Consider the following 23,265-nt stretch of genomic DNA (forward strand, 5'->3'; position numbering starts at 1 on the left):
CGCAAAAGCCGCTACCGGATGACCGGTAGCGGCTTTTTTCATGCACTCGTCAGATCAGGCAGCGCCCGAATCATGAAGCACCTGTTGCTCAAGGTGCCTGTCTCTCGAAGTACTTGTGTTTCGAAGTGCTTGTGTCCCGAAGTGCTTGTCGCTCAGGGCGCTTATTGCTCGAGGCTCTTGAGCAGCAGTTCCGCGACGCCTTCAGAGGACATCGGGTTCTGACCAGTAATGATCAGCCCATCCTGGATGGCGTAGGAGGTGAAGTCGTCCTTCTTCTCATAGATGCCACCCTTCTGCTGCAGCGCCTCTTCTCCACCAGGAACGGCACGACGTCAGTGAGGCCGACACCCTCTTCTTCGCCGTTGGTGAAACCGGTGACATGCACGCCATCCACGAAGGGAGTGCCATCCGGCTTGCGGGCATTCAGCAGCACGGCCGGGGCGTGGCAGACAGAGCTGACCGGCTTGCCGGCCGCGTGGAACTGCTCGATCAGACGGATGGAATCGGCGTCGTTGGTCAGATCCCACAGCGGACCGTGGCCACCCGGGTAGAAGATGGCGTCGAAGTCCTCGACCTTAATGTCTGCCAGTACGGCGGTGGTGGCGAGGTCCTGCTGAGCGGCAGTGTCCTTGTCGAAGCGGCGAGTGGCATCCGTCTGGAAGTCCTCGCCCTGGCTTGCCGGGTCCAGCGGCGGCTGACCGCCCTTGGGAGACGCGAGTGTCACCTCGACACCGGCATCCTTCAGCACGTAGTAGGGAGCCGCCAGCTCTTCCAGCCAGAAGCCTGTCTTCTTGCCCGTGTCACCCAGCGTATCGTGGGATGTCACTACCACCAGAACCTTGCTCATGATGCTCTCCTTTACGCGCGGGATAGCCCGCAACGGTCACTTCACGAAATTTGTCGGCGAGGTGATGGTCACCACGTGATGCTCGCCCTGTGATGCTCGGCACGTGATGCTCGCCCTGTGTGGAATCAAGCTTACGGCTCACGTCACCATCGTCATAATCGATAGTCCAGATAGCCACTATCGCTCATACAAATAGCTGTCCTGCGAAAGCGTGCTCAGCGAAGGCGGAAGCCCGCTGTCGAGCGAACCGGCTCACCAGGTCGGCACCAGGTGCACTTCGCGGATATTGGCACGCGGTGAGGCACTGATGGCGTAGAGCACGGCATCCGCCACATCCTGCGGGTCCAGCTTGTCCGGCTTGGGCTCATCGAAGAAGGCAGTGTTGACCATGCCTGGCGTGATGGTGGTGCAGCGGCCTTGGCACTCGGCCATTTCCATCGCCAGATTCTGGCCGAAACCGTAGGCGAACCACTTGCTGGCGCTGTAGATGGAGCCCGCATGATTGGCGCGCCCGGCCACGGAACTGGTAAGGATGAAGTGGCCCTTGCGCTCTCTCAGATGCGGCAGGGTCGCGTGGGCGGTCCACAGCAGCGCATTGATGTTGATGTCGACGACTCGCTTCCACTCCTCGGGATCGCCGTTCTCGGTGCCAGCCTGGCTGACGCCGGTACCGGCATTGGCGAACGCCACATCCAGATGGCCATGATGGGCGACGGCCTGTTCGACGACCTTGGCGAGCTGATCGTAGTCCGTCGCATCCGCGGCGATCGCCAGCACCTTGTCGCTGCCCAGCTCCTCGACAAGCGCATCGAGGCGCTCCTTGCGGCGGGCGGTCACGACGACCTTGTGCCCGGCCTTCACCAGAGTGCGTGCGGTGGCTTCACCGATACCGCTGGAGGCACCGGTGATCAGAATGATCTTTTCCCCTTCGGCTTGCATCTGCTTCACATCACTCATGGATCGCTCCTGTGGGTCGCATTGATCTCTCGCCGTGTCCTGAGACCACCCTACCGCCTGAGCCTCCCATCGTGATAATCGATAGTCCGGATAGCTGCTATCATCCAGACAAATAGTGCTCACTCGTCCGAGTGCAGCCGAGACACTCCGCCTGCTCTGGTAGTCATCATGAAGCTCAATTACGACCTCAACCTCCTGCGCACCTTCCATGCGCTGTATCTCGAGCAGAACGTCACGCGCGCCGGCGAGCGTCTGCACCTGAGTCAGCCCTCGGTGAGCGCGGCGCTGTCGAAACTGCGCGAACTGTTCAATGACCCGCTGTTCATTCGCGACCGCCAGCGCATGCGCCCCACCGAGAAGGCCGACCATCTGTTCCCGACCATCGAGGCGGCGCTGACCGACCTCGACGGCCTGATCAACAGCGAGCGGCACTTCGACCACACCACCGAGAGCCGTCACTTCGAGATCGCCGCCAACGACTACTTCGAGGTGCTGATCCTGCCGCAACTGGCGACGATCCTGCGTGAGCAGGCGCCGGGCATCACCCTCCAGGTGCGCCGTCTCTCGCAGGACATGAGCGAAGCCGGCGTGATGAGCGGCACGACGGATCTCGCCTTCGGGCGCCAGGTCGACCCGCCCGAGAATCTGGTGGTGCGTGAGGTGATCACCGAAGGCATCGACTGCCTGGTGGGCAATGGCCATCCCCTGCTGGAGCGGCTGGATGGCGAGGGCCGCATGACCAAGGCGGATTTCGAGCACCACGCCCATGTGCTGGTTCAACCGCATGCCCGCCTGAAAAGCGGCATCTTCAAGCAGCTTGAGGGTCAGGGGCTGAAGCGCGAGGTAGCGCTGGCCGTCACCTACTTCATGGCCGTGCCTTCCCTGCTGGAACGCTCGCCGTTGATCGCGAGCCTGCCCACCGGGCTGTGCCAGCATTTCTGTCGTCAGTTCGCCGTCACGCTCGTGCCGCCACCCGTGGCCTTCGCCTCCTTCCCCTTCCATCTGAGCTGGCATCGCCGCTATCAGAAGGACCCGGCGCACCGCTGGATCAGGGAGCAGATCATCGCGTGTTGTCAGCGTCTGGCAGAGGGTCAGAAGGTGCTGTCCTGAGCCACTGGTACGCATACGCAAGCCCCCGGAAACGAAAACGGCCCCTCACCATCCAGTGAGGGGCCGTTCTTTTCATGCCACAGGTCATGCCACAGGATTCAGCAGGCGAGCATCAGGCCTGCTCGGCCGCCAAGGCAGCACGATGGGCGTGCAGCTTCTGGTAGCTTTCGATCAGACGCAGGTGGCGATCCAACCCTTCCAGCTGCATGTTGGTGGGCTCCAGACCATGGAAGCGCACCTCACCCTGCACGGAGCCGACCACGGCGGCGATGGTGTCTTCACCGAACATGCGGCGGAAGTTGTAGAGGTAGTCCTCAAGCTCCAGCTCATCGTCGAGGGTGATCTCCAGCACCGCCTTCATGGCCTGGTAGTAGAGGCCGCGCACGACGGTGTTGTCGTTGTACTGTAGGAACATCTCGACACGATCCAGCGCATCCTCGTGCTGCCCCAGCGCGAGATTGATCATCAGTTTCAGCTCGAGAATCGTCAGCTGACCCCAGATGGTGTTCTCGTCGAACTCGATGCCGATCAGCGTCTTGATGTCCATGTGCTCATCAAGCTGGCTCTCTTCGAGACGCTCGCCCAGGTCCGCCAGCTGATCGTCATCGAGACGATGCAGATTGAGGATGTCCTCGCGGTAATCCAGCGCCATGTTGGTGTTGTCCCACACCAGGTCCTCGACCGGATAGACCTCGGAATAGCCCGGCACCAGGATACGACACACCGGCGCGCCGAGGTCCTCGTGCACCGCCATGTACGATTCCTTGCCGATCTCATCGAGGATACCGAACAGGTTGGCGACTTCTTCTTCATTGCTGCCGGAGAAGTCCCACTCGACGAACTCGATATCGGTCTTCGAGCTGAAGAAACGCCAGGAGACGAGGCCTGATGAGTCGATGAAGTGCTCGACGAAGTTGTTCGGCTCGGAGACGGCCAGCGAGTTGAAGGTCGGCGGCATGAAGTCGTTGAGACCCTCGAAGCTGCGGCCCTGCATCAGCTCGGTCAGGCTGCGCTCGATGGCAACCTCAAAGCTCGGATGCGCGCCGAAGGAGGCGAAGACACCGCCGGTCTTCGGGTTCATCAAGGTCACGCAGGCCACCGGGAACTGGCCGCCCAGCGAGGCGTCCTTGACCAGAATCGGGAAGCCCTGGGCTTCCAGTGCCTCGATGCCCTCGACGATTTCCGGGTACTTGGCCAGCACCTCCTGCGGCACGTCCGGCAGGGTCAGTTCCTGCTCGAGAATCTCGCGCTTCACGGCACGCTCGAAGATCTCGGACAGGCACTGCACCTGGGCTTCCGGCAAGGTGTTGCCGGCGCTCATGCCGTTGCTGAGGTACAGGTTCTCGATCAGGTTGGACGGGAAGTAGATCGTCTCGCCATCCGAGCGACGGGTGAACGGCAGAGACACGATGCCACGGTCCGCACGCCCGGAATTGGTATCGATCAGATTGGAGCCACCCAGCTCGCCGTCCGGATTGAAGATTTCGAGGCAGTAATCGTCCAGCACGCCTTCCGGGATCTCGTCGTTCGGGCCCGGCTGGAACCACTTCTCGTTCGGGTAATGCACGAAATCGCTGTCAGCGATGGCTTCGCCGAAGAACTGGTCGTTGTAGAAGAAGTTGCAGCTCAGACGCTCGATGAACTCGCCCAGCGCCGAGCACAGCGCGCTCTCCTTGGTCGAGCCCTTGCCGTTGGTGAAGCACATCGGCGAGGCGGCATCACGAATGTGCAGTGACCAGACGTGGGGCACGATGTTGCGCCAGGAGGCGATCTCGATCTTCATGCCGAGATCATTCAGAAGGCCCGTCATGTTGGCGATGGTCTGCTCCAGCGGCAGGTCCTTGCCCTCGATCCAGGTGCTCTGTCCTTCCGGCGGCTCCGCCATCAGCAGGGCCTGGGCGTCCTCGTCAAGGTTGTCGACCGTCTCGATCTCGAAGCCCGGGCCGGTCTGGACGACCTTCTTCACCGTGCAACGCTCGATGGAGCGCAGGATGCCCTGGCGGTCCTTGTCGGACAGCTCTTCCGGCAGCTCCACCTGGATCTTGAAGATCTGGTTGTAGCGGTTTTCCGGGTCAACGATGTTGTTCTGCGACAGACGGATGTTCTCGGTCGGGATGTTGCGCGCCACGCAGTACACCTTCACGAAGTAGGCCGCGCACAGCGCCGAGGACGCCAGGAAGTAGTCGAACGGGCTCGGCGCCGACCCATCGCCCTTGTAGCGGATGGGCTGATCGGTGATGACCGTGAAGTCGTCGAATTTCGCCTCGAGCCTCAGGTTGTCGAGAAAGTTGACCTTGATTTCCATGAACGATGCACCGCTGTGAAGAGTATGGGCGTCAGCACGCCAGTCTGACGGCTACGCGATGGCCGCCATTATCCAGATTTTGGGGGCCTGCGTCGCGGGTGAGACGAAAAGCGGAAGGCTTGCGCTCTCCTGCTGTCGCCAGCCGCTGAGGGAGGCCGGCGGATCTTCTTCACTTCCTGAAACATCCGGTGCAATCGCCGCCACTTTCTTGACGGTCCGGGGATTGTCACCTATTGGTTAATTTATACGCATAAATACAATAATTGATGCATTGCCATGTTCCGCCCCCTGTCGTTGTCCACGACAGGTCACAACACCCCCCACCAACCACAATAAAGGGGTATGCAATGATGAAGCGCTTCACGACCCGCAAGGTCGCCATCTACGGCAGCATGCTGTTCGGGTTTTTCATGCTCGAGAGCCCGATGATCCTGATGGCCAACAAGATCGAGCCCATGGTGATGGGAATCCCGTTCTTCCTCGTCTGGAACCTGGTGTGGTGGGGCTTCCTGACCGCTGTGTTCCTGTATGCCTACCTGACCAACTGGGGTAGCGCCAAGGCCCCTTCCACCGGCGGCAAGCGCTGAGGAGCTCATCATGACGGGAAGTATCTTGATCATCGCGGCCTTCATGATCATCCCCTTGATCGTCGGGCTCGTGTCCGCGCGAAAGTCCCAGACGACAAGTGAAGATTTCTTCGTGCAAGGGCGGGCCATGGGCAGCATTGCCGTGTTCTTCACGGTGGCGGCCACCTGGTGGAGCGCCTTTGCCTTCCTTGGCTCCAACGCCACCTTCTATACCAGTGGCCCCATCTATCTCACGGCGCTGGCGTGGAACCTGCTCTTCGGCTTCATGTACTACTGGGTGGGCAAGCGTGTCTGGTATCTCGGCAAGCGCTTCGACTACCTGACGCCGTCAGACCTGATGGGCGACTTCTACAACAGTGAAGCGCTGAGAATCCTCGTCGCCGTCATCACGCTGATCTTCACCGTGCCGTATCTGCAGATCCAGCTGACCGGCGGTGCGTATCTGATCGAGGTTGCCTCGGGTGGCGTCGTGCCCTTCTGGCTGGCCGCGCTGCTGTTCTACTTCATCATCATCGTCTATGTGTGGGTCGGCGGGATCCGCGCCATCGCCTGGACGGATGTGATCTACGGGGCGCTGCTGTTCTTCGGGATGATGTATGCGGGCTATTACATCGCCGGCCAGGCAGGTGGCCCGACCAGCATGTTCGCGCAGCTTGCCAGCGACTCGCCCGCGCATCTGACCCTGCCGGGGCCGAATGGCAACATGGGCTACTCCATGTGGTTCTCGCTGTTCGTGATCGTGGCCATCGGCGCCTTCATGGGTCCCCAGATCTGGCTGCGCATGTATTCGGTGAAAAGCGGCAAGCTGTTCGGCTTGATGCCCTTCCTGCTGGGGCTCGCCGCCTTCGCCTACTTCGGGTCGGTACTGACGGGCTATACCGGGGTACTGCTGGAGCCTGGCCTGGAGAATGCTGACCAGATACTGCCCGTCATGCTGATGAACTATGCGCCCTACCTGCTGGCCTCGCTGATCATGGCGGCTGGGGCCGCCGCGGCGATGTCCACGGCCAACTCCCAGATCCACGCGGTATCGACCGTGGTGACCATGGATATCTACAAGCGCTACGTGAACCCGCAGGCGAATCAGGAACGCATCGTCCATATCGGGCGCCTGTCCCTGGTGGGCTTCTCTCTCGCGGCCTACATCCTGGCCCTGACCGTTCCGGGGCTGCTGGTCACCATCGGCATCGCGGCACTGGCGGGCACCGCTCAGCTGATCGTGCCGACACTGGGCGCCATCACCTGGCGCAAGGCGCACCCGCAAGCGGCCTTCTGGGGCCTGAGCCTGGGCATCGTGACCGTCCTGTGGCTGTCCTACGGCGCCAGTGTCAGCAACCCGCTTGGCCTGCATGCCGGCATATGGGGCCTGATTCTCAATGCGTCAGCCTTCGTGATCCTCAGCCTCGCCCTGCAGCGCAAGGATGCCGAGGTGGTGGAACGCTTCGCCCAGGCGCGTCGGGATTACACCGCCGAGTATCACCCGGAGCAGCTGGAAGACGCCGAGGCTGGTCCATCTCGGGTGATCGAAGCCCGCTGACCAGAACAAAGGGCCTGCATCACGCAGGCCCTTTTCGTTTCCGAGCGCATTCAGCCACTCGATTGATTGCTTCCCAATGGACAGGATCGGCCATGAACCCAGTCTCTACTCCCACGCAATTATCTGAATTGACAGCGATTGATGCCCTGGCACTGTTTCGACGAGGCGAGCTCTCTCCCGTCGAGCTGACCCGGGACTGCCTGGAACGTATCGACACGCTCAACCCCAAGATCAATGCCTTCGTGCACATCGCCCATGATGGGGCAATGAAGGCGGCGAAAGACGCCGAAGCTCGCTGGATGAAGGGCACACCCTGCGGGCCACTGGATGGCGTGCCGACCACCTTGAAGGACCTCACGCTGTCGCGCGGCATGCCGACCCGGTACGGCTCCGCCACCACATCCCCGGACGGAGGCAGTGATGTCGATGCCCCGGTGGCTGCGAGTCTTCGCAAGGCAGGCGCCGTGTTTCTCGGCAAGACAGCCTCACCGGAGTACGGCTGGAAGGGAGTGACGGACAACCCGCTGCACGGCGTGACACGCAATCCCTGGAATACCGCGCTGACCTCAGGTGGATCCTCGGGTGGAGCTGGAGCAGCGGCCGCGCTCAACCTGGGCATGCTCCATCAGGGGAGTGATGCAGGTGGCTCGATCCGCATTCCCTGCAGCTTTACCGGCACCTTCGGCCTGAAACCCACGTTTGGCTGGATTCCCCAGTGGCCGACCAGTGCCATGTCGACCCTCTCACACCTGGGACCAATGACGCGCACGGCCTCCGATAGCCTCCTGATGCTCGAGAGCATGGCGCAGCCCGATAGCCGTGATGGTCTGCTTGGCGATCCGGACAGCCTCAGAATGGACACCCGAGCGCCAGTCTCGCTGCAAGGCTGGAAGATTGCCTACAGCCCGACCCTGGGTTACGTGGAAGTCGCGCCAGACATACGCAAGCGAGTGGATAACGCCGTCGCTCAGCTGTCCCGACTGGGCGCGGAGGTCATCGAGATAGATCCGGGCTTCTCCTGCCCGCTGGAGACCTTCAATACCCTGTGGTTCGCGGGTGCCACCCAGGTGGTCGAGAAGATGACCGACAGCCAGCGAGATCAGATGGACCCGGGCTTGCTGGACATTGCAGCGCGCGGGAGCAACATTTCCTTGTCGCAATATCTGGCGGCAAGACGAGAGCGAACTGCGCTTTGCGCACACATGCAATCCTTCCACGAGCAATGGGACCTGCTGATCACTCCTACACTGCCCATCTCACCTTTCACTGCCGGCCACAACGTACCGCCCGAGGGGAGATATCACGACTGGATGGAATGGACCCCCTTCAGCTACCCCTTCAACCTCACTCAACAACCCGCGGCATCACTCCCCTGTGGGCTGGATGACCAGGGACTGCCTGTCGGCCTGCACATTGTCGGAGGAAAATTCCAGGACATGAAGGTGATGCATGCGGCCATGTTGTTGGAGGAGATGCTTCCTGAACTTGTCTATCCCAAGCTCTCGCAATGAAACGGTCATGAGAAAGGCAACGCATAAAAAAACGGCACTGTCATCGACAGTGCCGTTTTGGTAACCATTCTCATATTCTTTGGAGATTGGCCCTATAATCAAAATTATCCACCTGATTTAACGCCATTTATACGCACAACATATACAAACCCAAGTGCTCTACAGACTAAATTTACTAACGTAATACTACCTGTATAACAAAAATGGTCTAGCTGCAGTTACCTTTGACAGCCATATCCAGACTACTCACTTCCAGCATACCTTTATCAGCATCTACCAAGCGTAAATTAGCACCACCGACAAATATACCAACTTTCATGTACTGCTCTATATAGTAATTTGCACCAGGTTGAACGGCCAAGCTCAAGGCGTTGGGAGAAAACTCAGACTCAGTTGATATTTTATAGTTTTCGCCACCTTTCACTTGCTCATAGAAGAAGATGCCAGGAGCTGTTTCTCCGACACAATCACCATCGATCCAAATATCTTTCTTGATGGCAGCACCGAACATTGAGTCTCGCCGATAAATATAGATACCTGCCATACCTTCGTTTGGCATCTCAAATTTCTTGGCTTCTGTAGAATCTTCTATAGGTGTCATATTGACAGACGCACACCCTGTCATTACCGATAAAAAAACAGCTGTACTCGCGTATTTCAATAGCTTCACGATATATTCCCTTTGGTTTATTTTCTTATATTTTGACAGGCATATGAAAATTATCATGAAGAATTGAAAAATACAAAAAGTTTCATATATAACTTAAGGATGATAGAAGCACACTAACTATAGGATCTATCCTATGGGTTACAATGCATATTTCCTGAGCCACGGAAAACAGCCTGTCATCGACAGTGCCTTTTTCACATCTAATGCAATCTCATTGGAGCTTGCCGATCATCAGATCACGATGTAGCCACCATCGACCAGCAGGTCCTTGCCATTGGCCGTGGCCACTTATTCGGCGGCCAGGAGCAGGATGGAAGCGAAGATTTCGCTCGGCTGTTCGAGACGATACGTCGCATGAGCGCCAATCTAAAATATTGTCTCGAGAGCGTACACACTCTCTTGATGACAAGTTACTTTCGTACGCTGCTCAGGGACTGCAAACAGTGCTCTCGAGCAGCCACTTCTAATTAGAAAAAAGAGCTAGTTCTTCTCCAGATCAGTATCGGCCATCAGAGATCCACGAGTCGTCGATTCTCATGGCATAAGACGATGCATCCGGATTGTTGCACCTACAGCAAAGGTGTTTTACATCAGCGCCGCTTTATCAATGACTTGCGAACGCTCATGCTGCGCTCCATTGCTGAAAAGCCAACAGTTCTGGAGTACGTGGCATGAAGATTCTATTGATCAACGGTGGCAAGGCCTTTGCCCATTCCAATGGCGAGCTCAATGCGACCCTGCATGAGCTGGCACGCGGTGAGCTGGCCGAGCTGGGCCATGAGGTGCGTGAAACCGTCATCGTGGATGGCTTTGACGCCAAGGTGGAGGTGGAGAAACAGCTGTGGGCGGACCTGATCATCTATCAGACCCCGGGTTGGTGGATGGGATCATGTGAAGAAAAAAGCCTCCGAACTCAATGAGTTGGAGGCTTTTTTCTTTTGGGTGGTACGCTGGTGGTACACCCAGAAATGTCTCAACGGTGCGGGCTCTCCATCATGACCCCGAAAGCCCATCGCTCAACCGGAGTCCAGACAGTGTGCCAGAACAGCGGGTCCTGAGTCACGGTGAACTCTCGGCAGACCCAACCGGGCGGGTCGATGGAGTCGTGGCGCTCACCTGTCACAGGATCAATATAGCGGAAGACGGCACCGCCCTCCTCACTCCAGGTGTAGTAGCGGCGGACACCAGGGTTGTCCGAGTTGGTGTGCCAACCCATGATGCTGCCGGCGGGATACACGATGGCGTTGGTCATGCGCTTTGCGCCCAGGGCCTCGAGCAAAGGCTGGTAGGACGCATCATGGCGATCCAGCATTACCTGCGTGCCCGTGGCCACCTGTTCCAGGTCCCTGGCCGGTGGGCGGCCGAACATATCGAAATCCTCGAAGGTGTTGAACCGCTCCCAGGTTTCGACGGGCCAGCGTAGCGACTCAAGGATCGCAATAACATCCTCTGGAATCGGCACCAGGCGAACGCTCATGGGTCCATACTCCGCACCAGCATATTTTTCGCCCGCTCCAATAAAACGATCAGTCTTTCGCGGTCACCATCCAGCGTCACCAGACTGACCTTCCCTTCTTTTGTGCGTCCGACGGCGATCAGCGTCTCGAGATTTTCACCCTGCTCACTGATCTCGTCGATGGTGTCGCGGATCATGTCATCCATAGCATTACCCCAGTCTGAAGACGTCGCCTGTCGTGATATTGCCGCCATCGGAATCGAAGGAAATCCCGAGCCCGCCGTTATAGACCCACCCCTTCACCGAAACGTCTGTCTGGGTCTTGATGGTCGAAGTCGAACGATAGGCATCGTACTTGTATTCTATGTTGTAACCACCCCGCGCTTTCGGGTGGTAATAGTCATGGCTTGCGGTCGGCTGTGGCCGCCCTTCACCCCGCGACCCTTTGCTTTCGTCCGACTGCGTGTGGCTCTTGTCGAGCACCAACTTGCCGTCGATCCAGGTGCGGATTCGCACACGAACGAACCATTTGATCGCCCCCGTGCGCGCGACCCAATAATCGCCACCATCGCCGGTACGGTCCTGAAGACTACCGCTGCCGTAGCGACCACTCATTGAGGCCGCGACCCGTGGATAGGATGTCAGGCTCAAGCGGGAACCGGATGGCATCTTGGACAGTTTCTGTGTGGCCACATGGCTGGCGGAAATCTCGCGGTAATCCGCATCCCGGTGCCCATAGCTGTTACCACCCCCAGTCAGGCTGGCGCTGCGGCGCTCGTCGTTGTCATTCAGGCGAAGTGCCCCGAAGGGCGACTGGCCGTTGACCGTGATCGACTGCACTTCCAGGTTGCCCCGGATCATGGCGTCGTTGAACTCGACATAGCCGCTCTGCAGGATGGCCCACCCGGTCTTCCCTGACTGGAAGTTGTCCGAGAACACGTCACCGGAGAAGCGCGCCGCGCTGCGCACGTCCAGGTTGTTGACCTCGATGGCGTCGGCGCGGATCAACCCGCCCACGGTCGTGATCGGGGTGCCGTCGCCCTTGGTCAGCTTGCCGATGGTGATCGGCCCCAGCTGCCCTTCCTGGATCGATGCCTCGGCAATCAGGGCGCTGTTGATGTAGGTGTCACCGCCGGCAATGATGAACGGCTTGCGGGCATCCTTGCTGGTCCGACCCACGGCGAAGCGGTCCACATCGAAAATGGCGTCGATGCTGTCGCCGTTGTTGCCCACCACGAAGCCGCCGATCAGCCCGTTGGTCTGCACCTTGGCATACCAGTAGGAATTCAGCGTCGTCAGCTCGCCGTTGATCTTGCCGACCTCGGTCCCGAGCTTGGTTTCCACGGCCGCGACGTCCTTGCCAATCTGGGACTGCGCCTTGGTCAATGCTGTGTTGGTGCTCTTGATCGAGTCTTCCAGCTCCTTCACTTCGCTGTTGAGCGAGTTGCGCACGCCCGAGACATCGCCCTTCAGCTCGTTGCGCACGTTGGTAACACTGCGGCTGGTCGAGGTGACACGGTTATCGACCTTCTCGATCTCGCTGGTCAGCTCGGTCTGTGCGGTGCTCAACTTCCCTTCCAGCTGGGAGCGTGTCGTATCGATCTTCTTACTGGTGGTGTTGATCCGGCCATCCAGGCGCTTCGCCTCGCTGTTCAGCTCCGACTGGACGTCGCTGATCGTGTCCCCCAGACGCGATTCCACGTTGTCGATCTTGCCGCTGGCCGCGTTGATGCCGTTCTCCAGCTCCTTGACCTCGGACACCAGGCGGGAGTTGGTGGTGGCGATGCTGCCTTCCAGCGCATTGCGGGTCGTGTCCACCTTGCGGCTGACGCTGGTCACCCGGTCATCGACGCGCTTCACTTCCGTCTCGCGCACCGAATTGGCCTCGGCGATGGCCGAATTGAGCTGCGACTTGGCCGTGTTGATCTGCTGGGTATTGGCCTGGTCACCGGCCACCCGAGCGCTGGCCTCCTCGTTGATCGCGGCGGTGATGGCCGGCAGGTCTTCCTCGGTGGCGGCCGGCTGGATGCTGATCAGGTCGATCAGCACCTTCTTGCCGCTGTTGCTGGTGTCGCCCCAGATACCGAGGTAGTCAGCCCCGCCGTTGTTGGCCGCCGGCACGTCCCACAGGAATTCGAACAGGGTCCAGTCGTCCTCGACCGGGAACCGTTGCCAGCCGCTGTTGCCCACCTCGGCGGTCGAGTAGGCCACGGCGAACTCGCTCGATGCCTGGCTGGCGGTGGGGAAACGCTTGGCATAGCCCGTCACGCGGATGCGCTTCTCGGAGAAGTTCTGCGCCATGCTCTCGGTGATCTGGGCGTTGACCCCGCCCGTCGCGCCGCCCGAAGACGGATTGCTGCCGCTGTAGCCGATCACGGCAGACTGCTCGCCGCCGAAGTCATCAGCGGTGTAGGCCGAAATCGTGGCCCCGCCGGGGGCATTCCAGCGATCGTAGTCCGCCCCGTCTTCAAAGCTGCTGACCCATACGGGTGTGGCATCGAGGCGGGCCGTGATGCTCTCGACGGCACTGCTCAAGGCGCTGATCGCACTGGCGCGGGTCTGTTCTTCCCGTGTGATGTCGGCCACGTTGCTATCGACCCGCGCGGACAGTTGCCCCAGGTCACGGGCCAGTGACTCGCCCTGCTGGATACGGGTCGTGCGCTCCTCGAGGATGGCCGCTTCATAGTCCTCGGCCACCTGGGCGATCTGGCTCTCGAAGCTGGTGGTCAGGGCATTCAGGCCGTTGATCCGCGCCTGGCGCTCGGTGGCCAGGTCCGCGAATGCCTTGTTGCTGGCAGCGGTCAGCGTTTCCTGGGTCCGGGCCAGGGCCTCGTCCCCTTTCACGCTGGCCTGGCGGACGCTGTCGATCTCACTCCCCAGGCCCTGTGCCGTGGAGCGAAGGGACTCGGTTTCACGGGCCAGTGACTCGGTTTCTGACGTCCATGCCTCGCGGTTGGCCTCGATCGCCGCCGTCCGGGCCTTGGCTTCATCCACCAGGGCATCGGCGCGGGCCTTGGCCTCGGCACTGACCGCCTGCTGGCGGGCCTTGGCTTCCGCCTGCAGGGCCTTGACCCGATCCTGGTGCTCCTCGAGGATCGCCTGGACCCGAGCATCCGTCTCGGTCTTCAAGCGGCTGTTCACGGACCCCGGCTCGAAGTTCGAAATCAGCTCGATTTCCTTGCGCAGCTCCTCGGCCAGATAGGAGGCGTCGATTTCCTCGGTCAGGCGCTCGATCAGGTAGCCGATGTCCGCGATCTTGGTGGCCGACACGGCTTCAGACCACGGGCCCACGGTGCCGAAGGCGTTCACGAAGCGCAGCCAGTACCAGAAAGTCTGCGCCTCCTCGCCCGGGATGACATCGAAGTAGCTGGCCCCGGCCCCGGAGCCCAGGACATCGGACTCGTTGAAGTCGTTGGTCTGGCCCCGGCGAATCTCGACCACACGAATCTGGTAGCGGGAGCCCGGAAAATCCCACAACAGGTGGATGCCGTCGAACACCCCCAGGGCGTAGACGCCCGTGGGTCGCGGCGGCGTGGCCAGGTCGCCACCGTCACCGACCGGCAGCACCGTCGGCAGGCCGGTCAGCGGATTGATTCGCCCCAGCCCCTGCACCAGACCGCTGTCCACCAGGTCGTTGAAGGTGACGGCAGCCTCGCCCGGATCACCGCGCCGGCCCAGGCGCACTTCCGTGGCCTCCTTCATGGCCTCCATCCAACGGCGGAGTGTCGGCGTGGCGTCGCGCGGGATGTCCGGCAGCGCCGTGATGCGTTTACGCGCCATAGACCAGCTCCTGTGTGGACCCCGCCAGGACGGCGGAATAGATGGCCCGGCGGCTGTCCCCCTTGGAATCCATCTCGAGGGTCAGCTGCCACTCGCGCTTGCGGCCCCAGGCCGGCAGCCGGAACGGGTCCTCGCTCTGCACCGCCAGGGTCAGCTCGCGGTCATCGCCCCGGATGGTGAGCGTCACGGGGTATTCCGAGGCCATCACCTGCCCCAGGCCAAAGGCCCGTGGGCGATCACGCACGACACGACTGGTCCAGGACACGTTGCCGGCGGCGGTGCTCATGACCTCGGTCAGGTTGGGGATGCCGAAGCCGTCGGCGACCAGGATGGTGCGATCGTGGCGGCTGTCCCGCGCGGCGCACGTCATCTTGCTGAACAGCTCGGCGGAGCCGGATGACACCAGGGTCAGCGAGCGCGGGTCACTGGGCGTGATGGCGTAGAGCGTGTCGGTCAGCGGGACATAGAACAGGTAGCGGCCTTCGAAGGCGAACGCCTTGAGGGTCGCCGGGTCCAGGTCCTTCCAGTCCTGAGCGGTGAAGATGCCGCCGGTCAGCAGCTGGGCTTGCTGGCCATCGACCGCGACCAGGCCGTCGTGGCTGGCGTACACGACGAAACCGCCCACATCGACAACGCTGTCGCGTGAAAGGCATGGGTAGTCGTAGTCCATTTCCTGCGGGACGGCGGCCTGCGGGTCCGCGCCATAGCACCAGTACGGTTTGCCGGTGGTCCCGACGAACAGACCGTTGGCCGTGGACTGGATGGCCGTGATCTGGGTCTTGAGCGGGAAACGGTACTCATAGGGCCAGGCGTGCGGCAGCTTGACCTCGGAGTAGCACAGCATGTTGCCGTAGAAGCCGGCGAGGAAGTTGGAGCCGACCGCGTCGATCTCCTTGATCTCGTCCGGTGCCGGGTGCCAGCTGTCGGTGGGCAGCACCTCGGCTTCTTCCCCGTAAGGCACCGTGTCGGTGAAGCTGGCCTGGGTATAGGCCACCTCGCCCACGTACTGGAAGTAGGTGCCGCTGGAACCGGACGTGGAGCGGTAAACGCGCTTGCGGGCCGCGCCCGTGAACCGGCGCTGGCCGGTGTCGCTGTTGCCCAGGGGAAAATCGACCGTGACGCTGAAGTCGAACTCGATCGGCACCTCGACCCCGCCGGACGCGATCGAGGGCGGCCCTTCCTGCCCCAGGTCATCGACCAGGGTGAAGACATACACCACCCGCTGGCGGTTGAGGTCTTCTTCCTCCATCCCCTCCGGGATGGACTCGGATGCGAGCCGCGCCAGGGGGGCACCGTCCGGGGCAGGCACTCCCAGTCGGTAGGACGTCGGCGTGATGTTCACCGAGTTGTCAGAGTAGTTGTCGCCGATGGTGTAGCGCGGCCCTGTCGAGTCCGCGAAATAGATGCGCCGCCATTCGTCCTGCGGGGCGATCAGGGAGTCGATGCCGCGACGCACCTGATCGGTGAAGACGAACCAGGCATCGGCCATGTGCGAGTAGAACATCGACTCGGCCGTCTTGAGCCCGCCCGTGCGGTTGCCCTTGAGCTTGCTGTAGTTGGTGCTGGCGAAGTTCACGGGCAGTGCCGTCAGAGCACCGCGCTGGAACCCGGCATTCACCGCGCGTTCGGACAGACCCTCGGCCAGGCGCGATGGGTCCACCTGGGGCGCCATGCCCTCGAAGGTCAGGATTCTCATGCGGCCTCCACTTGCACATGCCAGGGGGCGTTGTAGTCATCCGCCGCGTATTCCAGGTTGGTGGCCACCCGTTCCATCCAGCCGCGCCCGAAGTCAGTAAAGGAGGACAGCTTCACGTAGAAGCGGATGCGCTCGGCATTGAACCGCTTGAGCACGTCGTCGATGTCGGCACGCTCCAGGGCGCCCAGGGTGACAGCTCCGACACGGCCATCATCCGCGACATCGAGTGCGCGCTGCAGGAACCGGATCGCGGTACCGGGCCCGTGGTTCACGGCGGCGTCGAAGGTCTGATAGGCCACGGCCGGCGGGAACTGGTCCGCCTGGGCGCGATCCCAGAAGTCGCGGTGGTAAAGCTGCTTGGCCCGATCGAGGGTCAGATTCTGGATGTCCTCTCTCGGATAGCGGGCCGCACTGATACCGAAGCGGGTGCCACGCAGCACCCCGACCCCGACGCTGCCGCCTGTCCAGTTGCCTGGGTCACGGCGGTACAGGGATAGCCCACCCTCATGGCCAATGACGCGCTCGAATGCCACACCAAATGTCATCATCGCGGGAGCCTCCGGCGGATATACCAGGCCCGCCGTTGTTGGAAGACGATGTAGAACAGCACAGCACTATCGAACAGGTGCCATGCCACGGAGCTGGTCGTGAACGCGAAGGCATAAATCCCCCGCGAATTGATCAGGATCAGGTAGGTCACGGCGATCATGGCTTCCATGATCAGCAGGTCCGTTCGTCGGCCTTTCGGCACGATTCGGGCAGTGAGAACCGCGCCGAATATCACGACGACGGATGCAATGACGTTGAGCCAGGAGACAGCAGTGATCATTTCCTTCCCCTCCAGATGTCCCGCAATGTGGTGGACCAATTCACCATGAACTCGTGCGGATCACGGGCGAATTCCGCGCCCACCTTGAAGATTCCCGTCAGGATGTGATCAGCGACCAGCACCACCAATGCGAGAATCGCGCCTTTTGCCCCTGGACCCATGTCCTGGTCGGGAATGTCCGCCAAGTACAAATTCATTACCCCGCCTACGAAGACTGATACGGTCAGATACCGTAGCCAGTCGAACCATGACCGTCTTGTTTTTGAATAGAGCCATTTGACCAGAACGGCCCCGAATATGATCAGCGCTGGTACAACCCATTGGGCGGTATTTTCGGCGGCAATGCGCTTCAATTCATCCGACAATTGCCATCCCTCCTATCGCTTGACGCCCATGAATTGCACTGCGCCGGAGTAGCCATTATAAGCATTGCTTATTATGCGGGGCTACTTTTTCACTTCGCTATACAGAGTGGGCTTGCTGCCTTCAACGGCGCGTTTCAGCTCGCGGACGATCTGGTCATCCAGCGTGTTGCTGGTGCTTTTTGCCAGGCGTTCCGCCAGGACGATCAGCAGGTTGAGCAGGAACCGCTCGGTAAGCAGCGTGGTGGCCATACTGGTGAGGATTTTCAGGACGATCGCAGGCATTGCAGACTCCAGGGCCCCCGCTTGGCGGGGGCGATGTGGGTTAGCGGATTTTCACGTAGTTCAGCGTGTGGTCGGACCCGGTGGGGACATCCGGGAGGTAGAACTGGGTAGCGGGATCAAATAGGCTGATCGTTGTCTCAGTCAGTTCACCTACGTGCGGCCCCCCGTCCCTTATGATTGACGGTGAACCCCAATCCAAGATGAACTTGCCTCCACCGGCTTCAATAACCTCGGGTTTCCTTGCCGAGGTAGACCCAGAGAACTTGAATTGCGCTTTACCAAGTTCTCCCTGATCATCTAGCAAACGGAAACGACTGCTCCCTACATACAGAAGAAAATAGTTACCGATCGCTTGCCGTGGAGCCATAGCATTGGAGTCCAGGTCATGGTGGTCTTCCAATATTTTGCCGTCCAGGGTCATCAAGGCTGCACGATCTCCATACCCGACGAATAATTTTGTCCCGGCAGCGAGTATTTGGACCCCAGTAAAGCGGCTATTTATAGACACTGACTCGAACCCGTCCCGCATATATCGCGATAGAAACTCAGCTTTCGACAACTTCAACTCGATCGCATAAGCGCCATCGTCGTACATGGTAACCACGATGAAACCATGGAGGGTTGTGACTGCGATGCGGAGGGCAACCTTACTCCCAGACGTGCTGTACATCGCCCTGCATGACGCATGGATGATATCCATAGCATCCCACCCGTCTGGCCAAGGGAATGGCGTGCGCCCGGAAAGTATCGGGGAAGTGTCCTGGTAGTAGCCATTGTAGGAACCGCTGGTTCGAGTCAACTTGGTAGCCGAGTTCAAGAGGGCACCGGATATCTCCCCCGTTGTATGAAACACGGTTGGCGGCGTCCCCTCGGAAGGCGGTATCACGTAAGTAACATCATCAACCACTGGGTCAGACGAATAGATATACCCAGGACTTACCAGCCCGTCGTCGGTGGCGATATAGAGCGCGCCGACCTCTCCAGCAATGATGGAACCATCTCTGTCGCGTCTCGGCCCCAGATACATCAGTTTCCCGTTCTCATACACGCCTGCACCTGGCGAGTACCCGTGTGGCTTCGCAATGAAGCCTTTGGAAGATGAGAAAGCGCGGGCCCAAGTCTGGCCATCAGCGGAGGTGACAACCGAATAACCATCGGTGTTATTGACACGATCTTTGGTCCACGCCCAATAACCTCCCTCCTCTATCGCCAAGCCGATCGGGGCTTGATCTGCATTCTCACCGATAGCTTCTTTTTGTACTAACTGGACTATGGCATCGTTGAGTTGCACAACATTTGCGGTAACAACATCGCCTGGTGTAATTGGTTTGAACGAATTAAGTATGTCGAGGGACTCACCTGCTTCTGGTGAATACAACAACACGTTGCCGTTGTCTGGGATGGGGGCGGCATCCTCATATCCGATCAGAGTGCCTTCAGGAAGGATGTAGGATTCCTCGCCGGTATAAACATTAAGCAGCAGCGCTGCTCCGGTTTCATCTTTGAAAAGTGCGAAGTGAGAACCAAGAACGGGTCCTGAATAAGTGACCTCACCCTTGGTGTCGAAACTCGCCAACTTTGTCAAGGCGCCCGGACTCCCACTACTCAGGTCCAGTCGCTGGAATGTGTACGTCCCGCCATTTGCTTGTATATCCAAGCGCCAAGCGCCATCATTTTTATGGGCGTCCGCCGCGAGACTAGTAGAAAAACCAAGCTGGTAATTGCCGCCTCCGATCGTATAGACAGGCTGTTGGTTGAAGATGTCATACCCAGTAACCGTGACGTTTCCTGAGTTGTAATCGATCGCCACTTCTTCGATATAACGGCCGGCACAGGGCGGTCTCAAGAAGCCATAGATGATCCCCTCCATACCCATCTGAACCATGTTGATAACAGTGCCGGAAGATGACAGCGCTGTGACTTCCGTAAGGAAACAGGAATTTTCGCTATCAATAGCCCCGATGATGTGGCGGCCGTTATCTTTCGTTGCATGTAGAGAGCCGAACCATGAATAGCCTTCCGGGGGCAAGATGCCATCGGTAAATGATACGCCGTCCTCAGATCGCTGGAGGGCGATACCCGCCGCAGCAGGCGCGTGATAAACGACGCCCGCATCATCCAGGAAGAAGCCCGCATAGAACGTCGGTGTCCCCAGAGGGGCCTGATCCAACAGCACAGCGTAATCGTTGGTGGCGTCGAAGATTTTGATACCACCAAAGAAGGTCGTGTAGACCTTGCCGCCGGCCGTCAGGGTCGGGCGGGGGCGCACAGCTTCGATGGCGTCCTTGAGCCCCTGGGAAGCTGGAGCAGTCACTGCCTCAAAAACGGCGCCGAACTGTGTGCTTGCCAGGCCAGCTGCGCTCTCACGGGCGATAGTACGCCCATCCAGCGGGGCCCAGTCATCTGGCAGTTTGGTGTTCACTGCCACGGTACGCACGTCGCCAACCTCCCAGGACGGCAAGGACGCCAGGTCGCGTAGACGCTGCATGGCATCAGCGGTCAGCCGGGCCTCGACTCGCTCCCCTGCCCCGTGGGCCACGGCATCGCCCTCGTAGCCACGCTCGACGGTCAGCAGGGTGTCATCGATCGCCGTGACCTTCACGACCTCGATGTTGACCCCGTAGCGCGAGGAATCGGCAAACACGGTCAGCGTGAACCAGTCACCCTCACCCATCGTGTCAGGGAATCCATGCATCTGCGTCAGCACCAGCGTGGTGTCGCTGGCAGCGGCTGGGGTGTCCAGGACGCCATAGCAGTTGTTCAGGAATAGCTGGGCCATATCAAAGCTCCGTGACGACGATCAGGAAATCCACTTCCTTGGTGCGCGATTCGGTGTAAATCAGGACCGTGAACTTGTAGCTCTGCCCGTCTTCACCGCCGGTAATCCATAACTTGACCCGGTCAGGAGACACCGAGGTCTGTGTCACCTCGATGCCACTGGGCGGGTCCACGATTTCCAGGTTCTCGACCTCGTCGCCGGGCGATAGCCACTCGGACATGACGATGTCGTAATCCAGGTGGTCCCTGGGCTGCTTGCGGAATGTCTTCATGCGACTTGGTACTCCCTGTTGGTCGCCGCGACCGTCATGCTGCGATCAGTTGCCGGGACCACGATGGTGCGGCGATCAGGGGCAGCGGCGCCGGGATTGATGATGAAGGACCCGCGCCCGACACTGGCCCGCGCAGTGCATTGGCCTGGGGGTGCTGAGGTGATGCGGAAAGCCACGGCCCGTTGGTCCGCCGTGGGCCGCATGAGCGACTTGGCATACCAGACGTGGAAGATGGTGACCTGAGTGGTACCACCGCGCGCGTAGCTGTGGCTGGTGCCCTGGCCCGAGGTCCAACGGCGGTTATCCGCGATCGAGATCACATTGGCATAGGCGTCGTTGGCACTGGCACGATAGGTGACCCCGTTCTCGGCCAGCTGGTCGCTGACCGAAATCGCCAGGGCCTCCATGCCGACCCAGCGCAAGCGCACGGCCTCGGCCACCGGAGCGCTGACTGCCACCCCCTTGGCCCGCATACCGACCCAGCGGTAGCGGATGGCCTCGGCCAGCTGATCCGATCGGGCGGTCGTGCTGCCATCCATCCCGACCCAACGCAGGCGATTGGCCTTCACCACCGGGTCTGCGATGGCGACCAGGTCCGCCTCGGCATAGATCGAGCGGTAGTGCGTCGGCTCGGCCTCGGAGTCCGCCGTGGCATCGAGTACGGCATCGGCATAGATCGAGCGGTAATGGATCGGCTCGGCCTGTGTCTCGGCCGTCGGCTCCATGACGGATTCGCCATAGATCGAGCGGTAATGGATTGGCTCGGCCTCGGTCTGCGCCGTCACGGTCGCGCGCCCTTTGGCAAAGACCCAGGGATTGATACGGGTCACGATCGCGGTGCCGGCGGTGGCCACTACATCGCCGCGTCCATCCCGATCCATGTAGGGCGTCAGGATCGCGTCGCTCTGCGCGGGAGACACCCCCGCCGGGGCCCAGGTGTAGTTGAGCGCGTTGAACCACTGCTCGGCCTCGGCCTCGCTCTGACCCGTGGCGTAGGAGTAGGCCACGCCGTCGCGGGTGATGGTCGGCGCGATATGCGTGAAGGCTTCCCCGATCGGGTTGCCCTCGATAACCGTAATGCGAGAGGTCCGCGTCGTGGCGTCCACCTCGCCGGTACTCTGCCCTTCCACGCCGCGCACCAGCCAGAGTTTGTCGGGATCGGTGACCGACTCGGACTGCACATAGACCTGGCTGTAACCCAGGATCGTGTTGGGTACGGCACGGGTAGACGACCTGGCGACCGCTGTCCCCACGGCATACCGCTGACGGACCCGCAGGACATCGACGTCGGATTCATCCAGCCAGCTGATGGTCTGGGTACGGGCACGGACCAGTTTGGCCCAGGCGGTGCGGTCAGGTGGGACATCGGGGGCGAAGCTCCGGGCCTCGATACTGCCCCCCATGTAAACCAGTGCGACTTCCCGGCTCGAGGGTTCTGCCGCGACCACATCCGATTCGCTGATGGCCTCGCCGCCCATATAAGCGTGGCGCCAATACTCGCCCTCGGTATCACTGACAGCGTCGAGGATGGCATCCGGGACCACCTGCCGGACGGCAGCAGCTGTCTGCTCAGAAACGCTGACCACCGTGGAGTCAGCGGTTTTCGTAACACGGATATCCGCTGTGGTATCCGCATCGGCGTAAAGGTCGATTTCCGCGAACACGGGGCGCAAGCCATCGGCTGCCATGAACGCCGTCGCGGCCGACTTGGCCTTGGCCCGAGTGCGACGGGAATTGTCTGCCGTTGACTGCGCCTCGGCGGAGGCAGTCCCTTCTGCCCAGAGTCCTGTCGCGCCGCCGTTGAGCGGCGCACCATTCAGCGGCGCGAACATGGGCAGTTACCCCTTAGCGGAGAATGATTTGCACGCCGCCGATATCGACGGACAGCACGTCATTGACCTCGAGGGTCTTGGAGACAGTGAAAGCACCGTGGTACAGCAGGTTACCGCCGGTCTGGGCGTCGAAGATGCCGTAGTGGCTGATGGTGACGGAGCCATCGGCGATCGGCGGGAACTGGATGACCTTGGCGTTGGAGGACATCATGCCGTCGCCCGACACGGTCGGTGCGGTCCAGCCGTTGCTGATCGTCTCGCCCTTGGCCGCATCCTGACGCAGGTACGCGGAATCGGTCAGCTCGTTGCCGCTCGCTTCATCGGTCGGGTCGGAGGTGAACAGGGCGATATAGATGGAAGACGGCGTGGACAGCGATTGCCCGCGCAGAGTGGCATTCAAGATGCCGGATTCCAGGTAGTCGGAAAAAGCTGCCATTAGTCATTCCTCGTA

The 23,265-nt window shown here is 60.4% G+C and carries 20 protein-coding genes and 1 pseudogene; 5 read left to right on the plus strand and 16 right to left on the minus strand.

The genetic code is table 11. From position 1 onward, the window contains the following. Nucleotides 1-161: 161 nt before the first annotated feature. A pseudogene (locus QD172_RS01665) lies at nucleotides 162-847 on the minus strand (type 1 glutamine amidotransferase domain-containing protein). A gap of 252 nt (nucleotides 848-1,099) precedes the next feature. Then, the gene (locus QD172_RS01670) at nucleotides 1,100-1,804 is read right to left on the minus strand and encodes an SDR family oxidoreductase (RefSeq protein WP_279854679.1); all 705 of its coding nucleotides are present in this window, start codon (nucleotides 1,802-1,804) and stop codon (nucleotides 1,100-1,102) included. 168 nt (nucleotides 1,805-1,972) lie between these two features. On the opposite strand from QD172_RS01670, the gene QD172_RS01675 reads away from it, so the two are divergent. Beyond that, entirely contained in the window at nucleotides 1,973-2,914 is a 942-nt protein-coding gene (locus QD172_RS01675; RefSeq protein WP_077371304.1) for a LysR substrate-binding domain-containing protein, read from the plus strand. 112 nt (nucleotides 2,915-3,026) lie between these two features. Here the strand turns inward: QD172_RS01675 and QD172_RS01680 are convergent, their stop codons facing one another. Continuing rightward, nucleotides 3,027-5,219, minus strand: coding sequence for an OsmC domain/YcaO domain-containing protein (locus tag QD172_RS01680; RefSeq protein WP_176494083.1), 2,193 nt, complete (start codon nucleotides 5,217-5,219; stop codon nucleotides 3,027-3,029). A 347-nt stretch (nucleotides 5,220-5,566) separates the two neighbouring features. Here QD172_RS01680 and QD172_RS01685 point away from each other — a divergent pair, with 347 nt between their 5' ends. The 3 genes from QD172_RS01685 (at nucleotide 5,567) to QD172_RS01695 (ending at nucleotide 8,854) form a co-directional block, all read left to right on the plus strand. Then, a complete protein-coding gene (locus QD172_RS01685) occupies nucleotides 5,567-5,806 on the plus strand; it encodes a hypothetical protein (RefSeq protein ID WP_077371300.1) in 240 nt (79 codons plus the stop codon). Between the two features lie 10 nt (nucleotides 5,807-5,816). Beyond that, nucleotides 5,817-7,343, plus strand: a complete 1,527-nt coding sequence (locus tag QD172_RS01690; RefSeq protein WP_279854681.1) for a sodium:solute symporter family protein — start codon at nucleotides 5,817-5,819, stop codon at nucleotides 7,341-7,343. 92 nt (nucleotides 7,344-7,435) lie between these two features. Further along, nucleotides 7,436-8,854, plus strand: coding sequence for an amidase (locus QD172_RS01695; protein WP_279854682.1), 1,419 nt, complete (start codon nucleotides 7,436-7,438; stop codon nucleotides 8,852-8,854). A 208-nt stretch (nucleotides 8,855-9,062) separates the two neighbouring features. Here the strand turns inward: QD172_RS01695 and QD172_RS01700 are convergent, their stop codons facing one another. After that, entirely contained in the window at nucleotides 9,063-9,524 is a 462-nt protein-coding gene (locus QD172_RS01700; RefSeq protein ID WP_279854683.1) for a DUF2846 domain-containing protein, read from the minus strand. Between the two features lie 671 nt (nucleotides 9,525-10,195). On the opposite strand from QD172_RS01700, the gene QD172_RS01705 reads away from it, so the two are divergent. Next, complete coding sequence (locus QD172_RS01705) at nucleotides 10,196-10,444, plus strand: NAD(P)H-dependent oxidoreductase (protein ID WP_279854684.1); 249 nt, start codon at nucleotides 10,196-10,198, stop codon at nucleotides 10,442-10,444. 53 nt (nucleotides 10,445-10,497) lie between these two features. Here QD172_RS01705 and QD172_RS01710 read toward each other — a convergent pair whose 3' ends face one another. The 12 genes from QD172_RS01710 to QD172_RS01765 all read right to left on the minus strand — a co-directional run bounded on the left by QD172_RS01710 (nucleotide 10,498) and on the right by QD172_RS01765 (nucleotide 23,250). Then, on the minus strand, nucleotides 10,498-11,001 hold the full coding sequence (locus QD172_RS01710; RefSeq protein ID WP_279854685.1) for a hypothetical protein: 504 nt from the start codon (nucleotides 10,999-11,001) through the stop codon (nucleotides 10,498-10,500). Then, nucleotides 10,998-11,186 carry a hypothetical protein gene (locus QD172_RS01715; protein WP_141392416.1) on the minus strand — a complete coding sequence of 63 codons (189 nt, stop codon included), beginning with the start codon at nucleotides 11,184-11,186 and terminating at the stop codon, nucleotides 10,998-11,000. Before QD172_RS01715 ends, QD172_RS01710 begins: the two co-directional genes overlap by 4 nt. Nucleotides 11,187-11,190: 4 nt before the next feature. Further along, nucleotides 11,191-14,760: a hypothetical protein gene (locus QD172_RS01720; protein ID WP_279854686.1), complete on the minus strand. Its 3,570-nt coding sequence runs from the start codon at nucleotides 14,758-14,760 to the stop codon at nucleotides 11,191-11,193. After that, on the minus strand, nucleotides 14,750-16,456 hold the full coding sequence (locus QD172_RS01725; RefSeq protein ID WP_279854687.1) for a hypothetical protein: 1,707 nt from the start codon (nucleotides 16,454-16,456) through the stop codon (nucleotides 14,750-14,752). The genes QD172_RS01720 and QD172_RS01725 overlap by 11 nt, the downstream gene beginning before the upstream one ends. Further along, a complete protein-coding gene (locus QD172_RS01730; RefSeq protein ID WP_279854688.1) occupies nucleotides 16,453-17,004 on the minus strand; it encodes a glycosyl hydrolase 108 family protein in 552 nt (183 codons plus the stop codon). Before QD172_RS01730 ends, QD172_RS01725 begins: the two co-directional genes overlap by 4 nt. Beyond that, nucleotides 17,001-17,285, minus strand: a complete 285-nt coding sequence (locus QD172_RS01735) for a hypothetical protein (RefSeq protein ID WP_141392413.1) — start codon at nucleotides 17,283-17,285, stop codon at nucleotides 17,001-17,003. The genes QD172_RS01730 and QD172_RS01735 overlap by 4 nt, the downstream gene beginning before the upstream one ends. Beyond that, on the minus strand, nucleotides 17,282-17,650 hold the full coding sequence (locus tag QD172_RS01740) for a hypothetical protein (protein ID WP_279854690.1): 369 nt from the start codon (nucleotides 17,648-17,650) through the stop codon (nucleotides 17,282-17,284). The genes QD172_RS01735 and QD172_RS01740 overlap by 4 nt, the downstream gene beginning before the upstream one ends. 81 nt (nucleotides 17,651-17,731) lie before the next feature. Further along, nucleotides 17,732-17,932 carry a hypothetical protein gene (locus QD172_RS01745; RefSeq protein WP_279839922.1) on the minus strand — a complete coding sequence of 67 codons (201 nt, stop codon included), beginning with the start codon at nucleotides 17,930-17,932 and terminating at the stop codon, nucleotides 17,732-17,734. Nucleotides 17,933-17,972: 40 nt separating this feature from the next. Further along, nucleotides 17,973-20,711 carry a hypothetical protein gene (locus QD172_RS01750; RefSeq protein ID WP_279854691.1) on the minus strand — a complete coding sequence of 913 codons (2,739 nt, stop codon included), beginning with the start codon at nucleotides 20,709-20,711 and terminating at the stop codon, nucleotides 17,973-17,975. A 1-nt stretch (nucleotide 20,712) separates the two neighbouring features. Then, nucleotides 20,713-20,982, minus strand: a complete 270-nt coding sequence (locus tag QD172_RS01755) for a hypothetical protein (protein ID WP_271302954.1) — start codon at nucleotides 20,980-20,982, stop codon at nucleotides 20,713-20,715. Beyond that, the gene (locus QD172_RS01760; RefSeq protein WP_279854692.1) at nucleotides 20,979-22,814 is read right to left on the minus strand and encodes a hypothetical protein; all 1,836 of its coding nucleotides are present in this window, start codon (nucleotides 22,812-22,814) and stop codon (nucleotides 20,979-20,981) included. The genes QD172_RS01755 and QD172_RS01760 overlap by 4 nt, the downstream gene beginning before the upstream one ends. A gap of 13 nt (nucleotides 22,815-22,827) precedes the next feature. Next, complete coding sequence (locus QD172_RS01765; protein WP_141392407.1) at nucleotides 22,828-23,250, minus strand: hypothetical protein; 423 nt, start codon at nucleotides 23,248-23,250, stop codon at nucleotides 22,828-22,830. Between the last annotated feature and the right edge of the window lie 15 nt (nucleotides 23,251-23,265).

The sequence above is a fragment of the Cobetia sp. 10Alg 146 genome, from assembly GCF_029846385.1.
Classification (GTDB): Bacteria; Pseudomonadota; Gammaproteobacteria; order Pseudomonadales; family Halomonadaceae; genus Cobetia; species Cobetia marina.

What these genes read in the sequence shown, in the direction of transcription:
- QD172_RS01670 (WP_279854679.1), bottom strand. Translation starts at nt 1,804, where the DNA reads ATGAGTGATGTGAAGCAGATGCAAGCCGAAGGGGAAAAGATCATTCTG.
- QD172_RS01675 (WP_077371304.1), top strand. Translation starts at nt 1,973, where the DNA reads ATGAAGCTCAATTACGACCTCAACCTCCTGCGCACCTTCCATGCGCTG.
- QD172_RS01680 (WP_176494083.1), bottom strand. Translation starts at nt 5,219, where the DNA reads ATGGAAATCAAGGTCAACTTTCTCGACAACCTGAGGCTCGAGGCGAAA.
- QD172_RS01685 (WP_077371300.1), top strand. Translation starts at nt 5,567, where the DNA reads ATGATGAAGCGCTTCACGACCCGCAAGGTCGCCATCTACGGCAGCATG.
- QD172_RS01690 (WP_279854681.1), top strand. Translation starts at nt 5,817, where the DNA reads ATGACGGGAAGTATCTTGATCATCGCGGCCTTCATGATCATCCCCTTG.
- QD172_RS01695 (WP_279854682.1), top strand. Translation starts at nt 7,436, where the DNA reads ATGAACCCAGTCTCTACTCCCACGCAATTATCTGAATTGACAGCGATT.
- QD172_RS01705 (WP_279854684.1), top strand. Translation starts at nt 10,196, where the DNA reads ATGAAGATTCTATTGATCAACGGTGGCAAGGCCTTTGCCCATTCCAAT.
- QD172_RS01710 (WP_279854685.1), bottom strand. Translation starts at nt 11,001, where the DNA reads ATGAGCGTTCGCCTGGTGCCGATTCCAGAGGATGTTATTGCGATCCTT.
- QD172_RS01715 (WP_141392416.1), bottom strand. Translation starts at nt 11,186, where the DNA reads ATGGATGACATGATCCGCGACACCATCGACGAGATCAGTGAGCAGGGT.
- QD172_RS01720 (WP_279854686.1), bottom strand. Translation starts at nt 14,760, where the DNA reads ATGGCGCGTAAACGCATCACGGCGCTGCCGGACATCCCGCGCGACGCC.
- QD172_RS01725 (WP_279854687.1), bottom strand. Translation starts at nt 16,456, where the DNA reads ATGAGAATCCTGACCTTCGAGGGCATGGCGCCCCAGGTGGACCCATCG.
- QD172_RS01730 (WP_279854688.1), bottom strand. Translation starts at nt 17,004, where the DNA reads ATGATGACATTTGGTGTGGCATTCGAGCGCGTCATTGGCCATGAGGGT.
- QD172_RS01735 (WP_141392413.1), bottom strand. Translation starts at nt 17,285, where the DNA reads ATGATCACTGCTGTCTCCTGGCTCAACGTCATTGCATCCGTCGTCGTG.
- QD172_RS01745 (WP_279839922.1), bottom strand. Translation starts at nt 17,932, where the DNA reads ATGCCTGCGATCGTCCTGAAAATCCTCACCAGTATGGCCACCACGCTG.
- QD172_RS01750 (WP_279854691.1), bottom strand. Translation starts at nt 20,711, where the DNA reads ATGGCCCAGCTATTCCTGAACAACTGCTATGGCGTCCTGGACACCCCA.
- QD172_RS01755 (WP_271302954.1), bottom strand. Translation starts at nt 20,982, where the DNA reads ATGAAGACATTCCGCAAGCAGCCCAGGGACCACCTGGATTACGACATC.
- QD172_RS01760 (WP_279854692.1), bottom strand. Translation starts at nt 22,814, where the DNA reads ATGTTCGCGCCGCTGAATGGTGCGCCGCTCAACGGCGGCGCGACAGGA.
- QD172_RS01765 (WP_141392407.1), bottom strand. Translation starts at nt 23,250, where the DNA reads ATGGCAGCTTTTTCCGACTACCTGGAATCCGGCATCTTGAATGCCACT.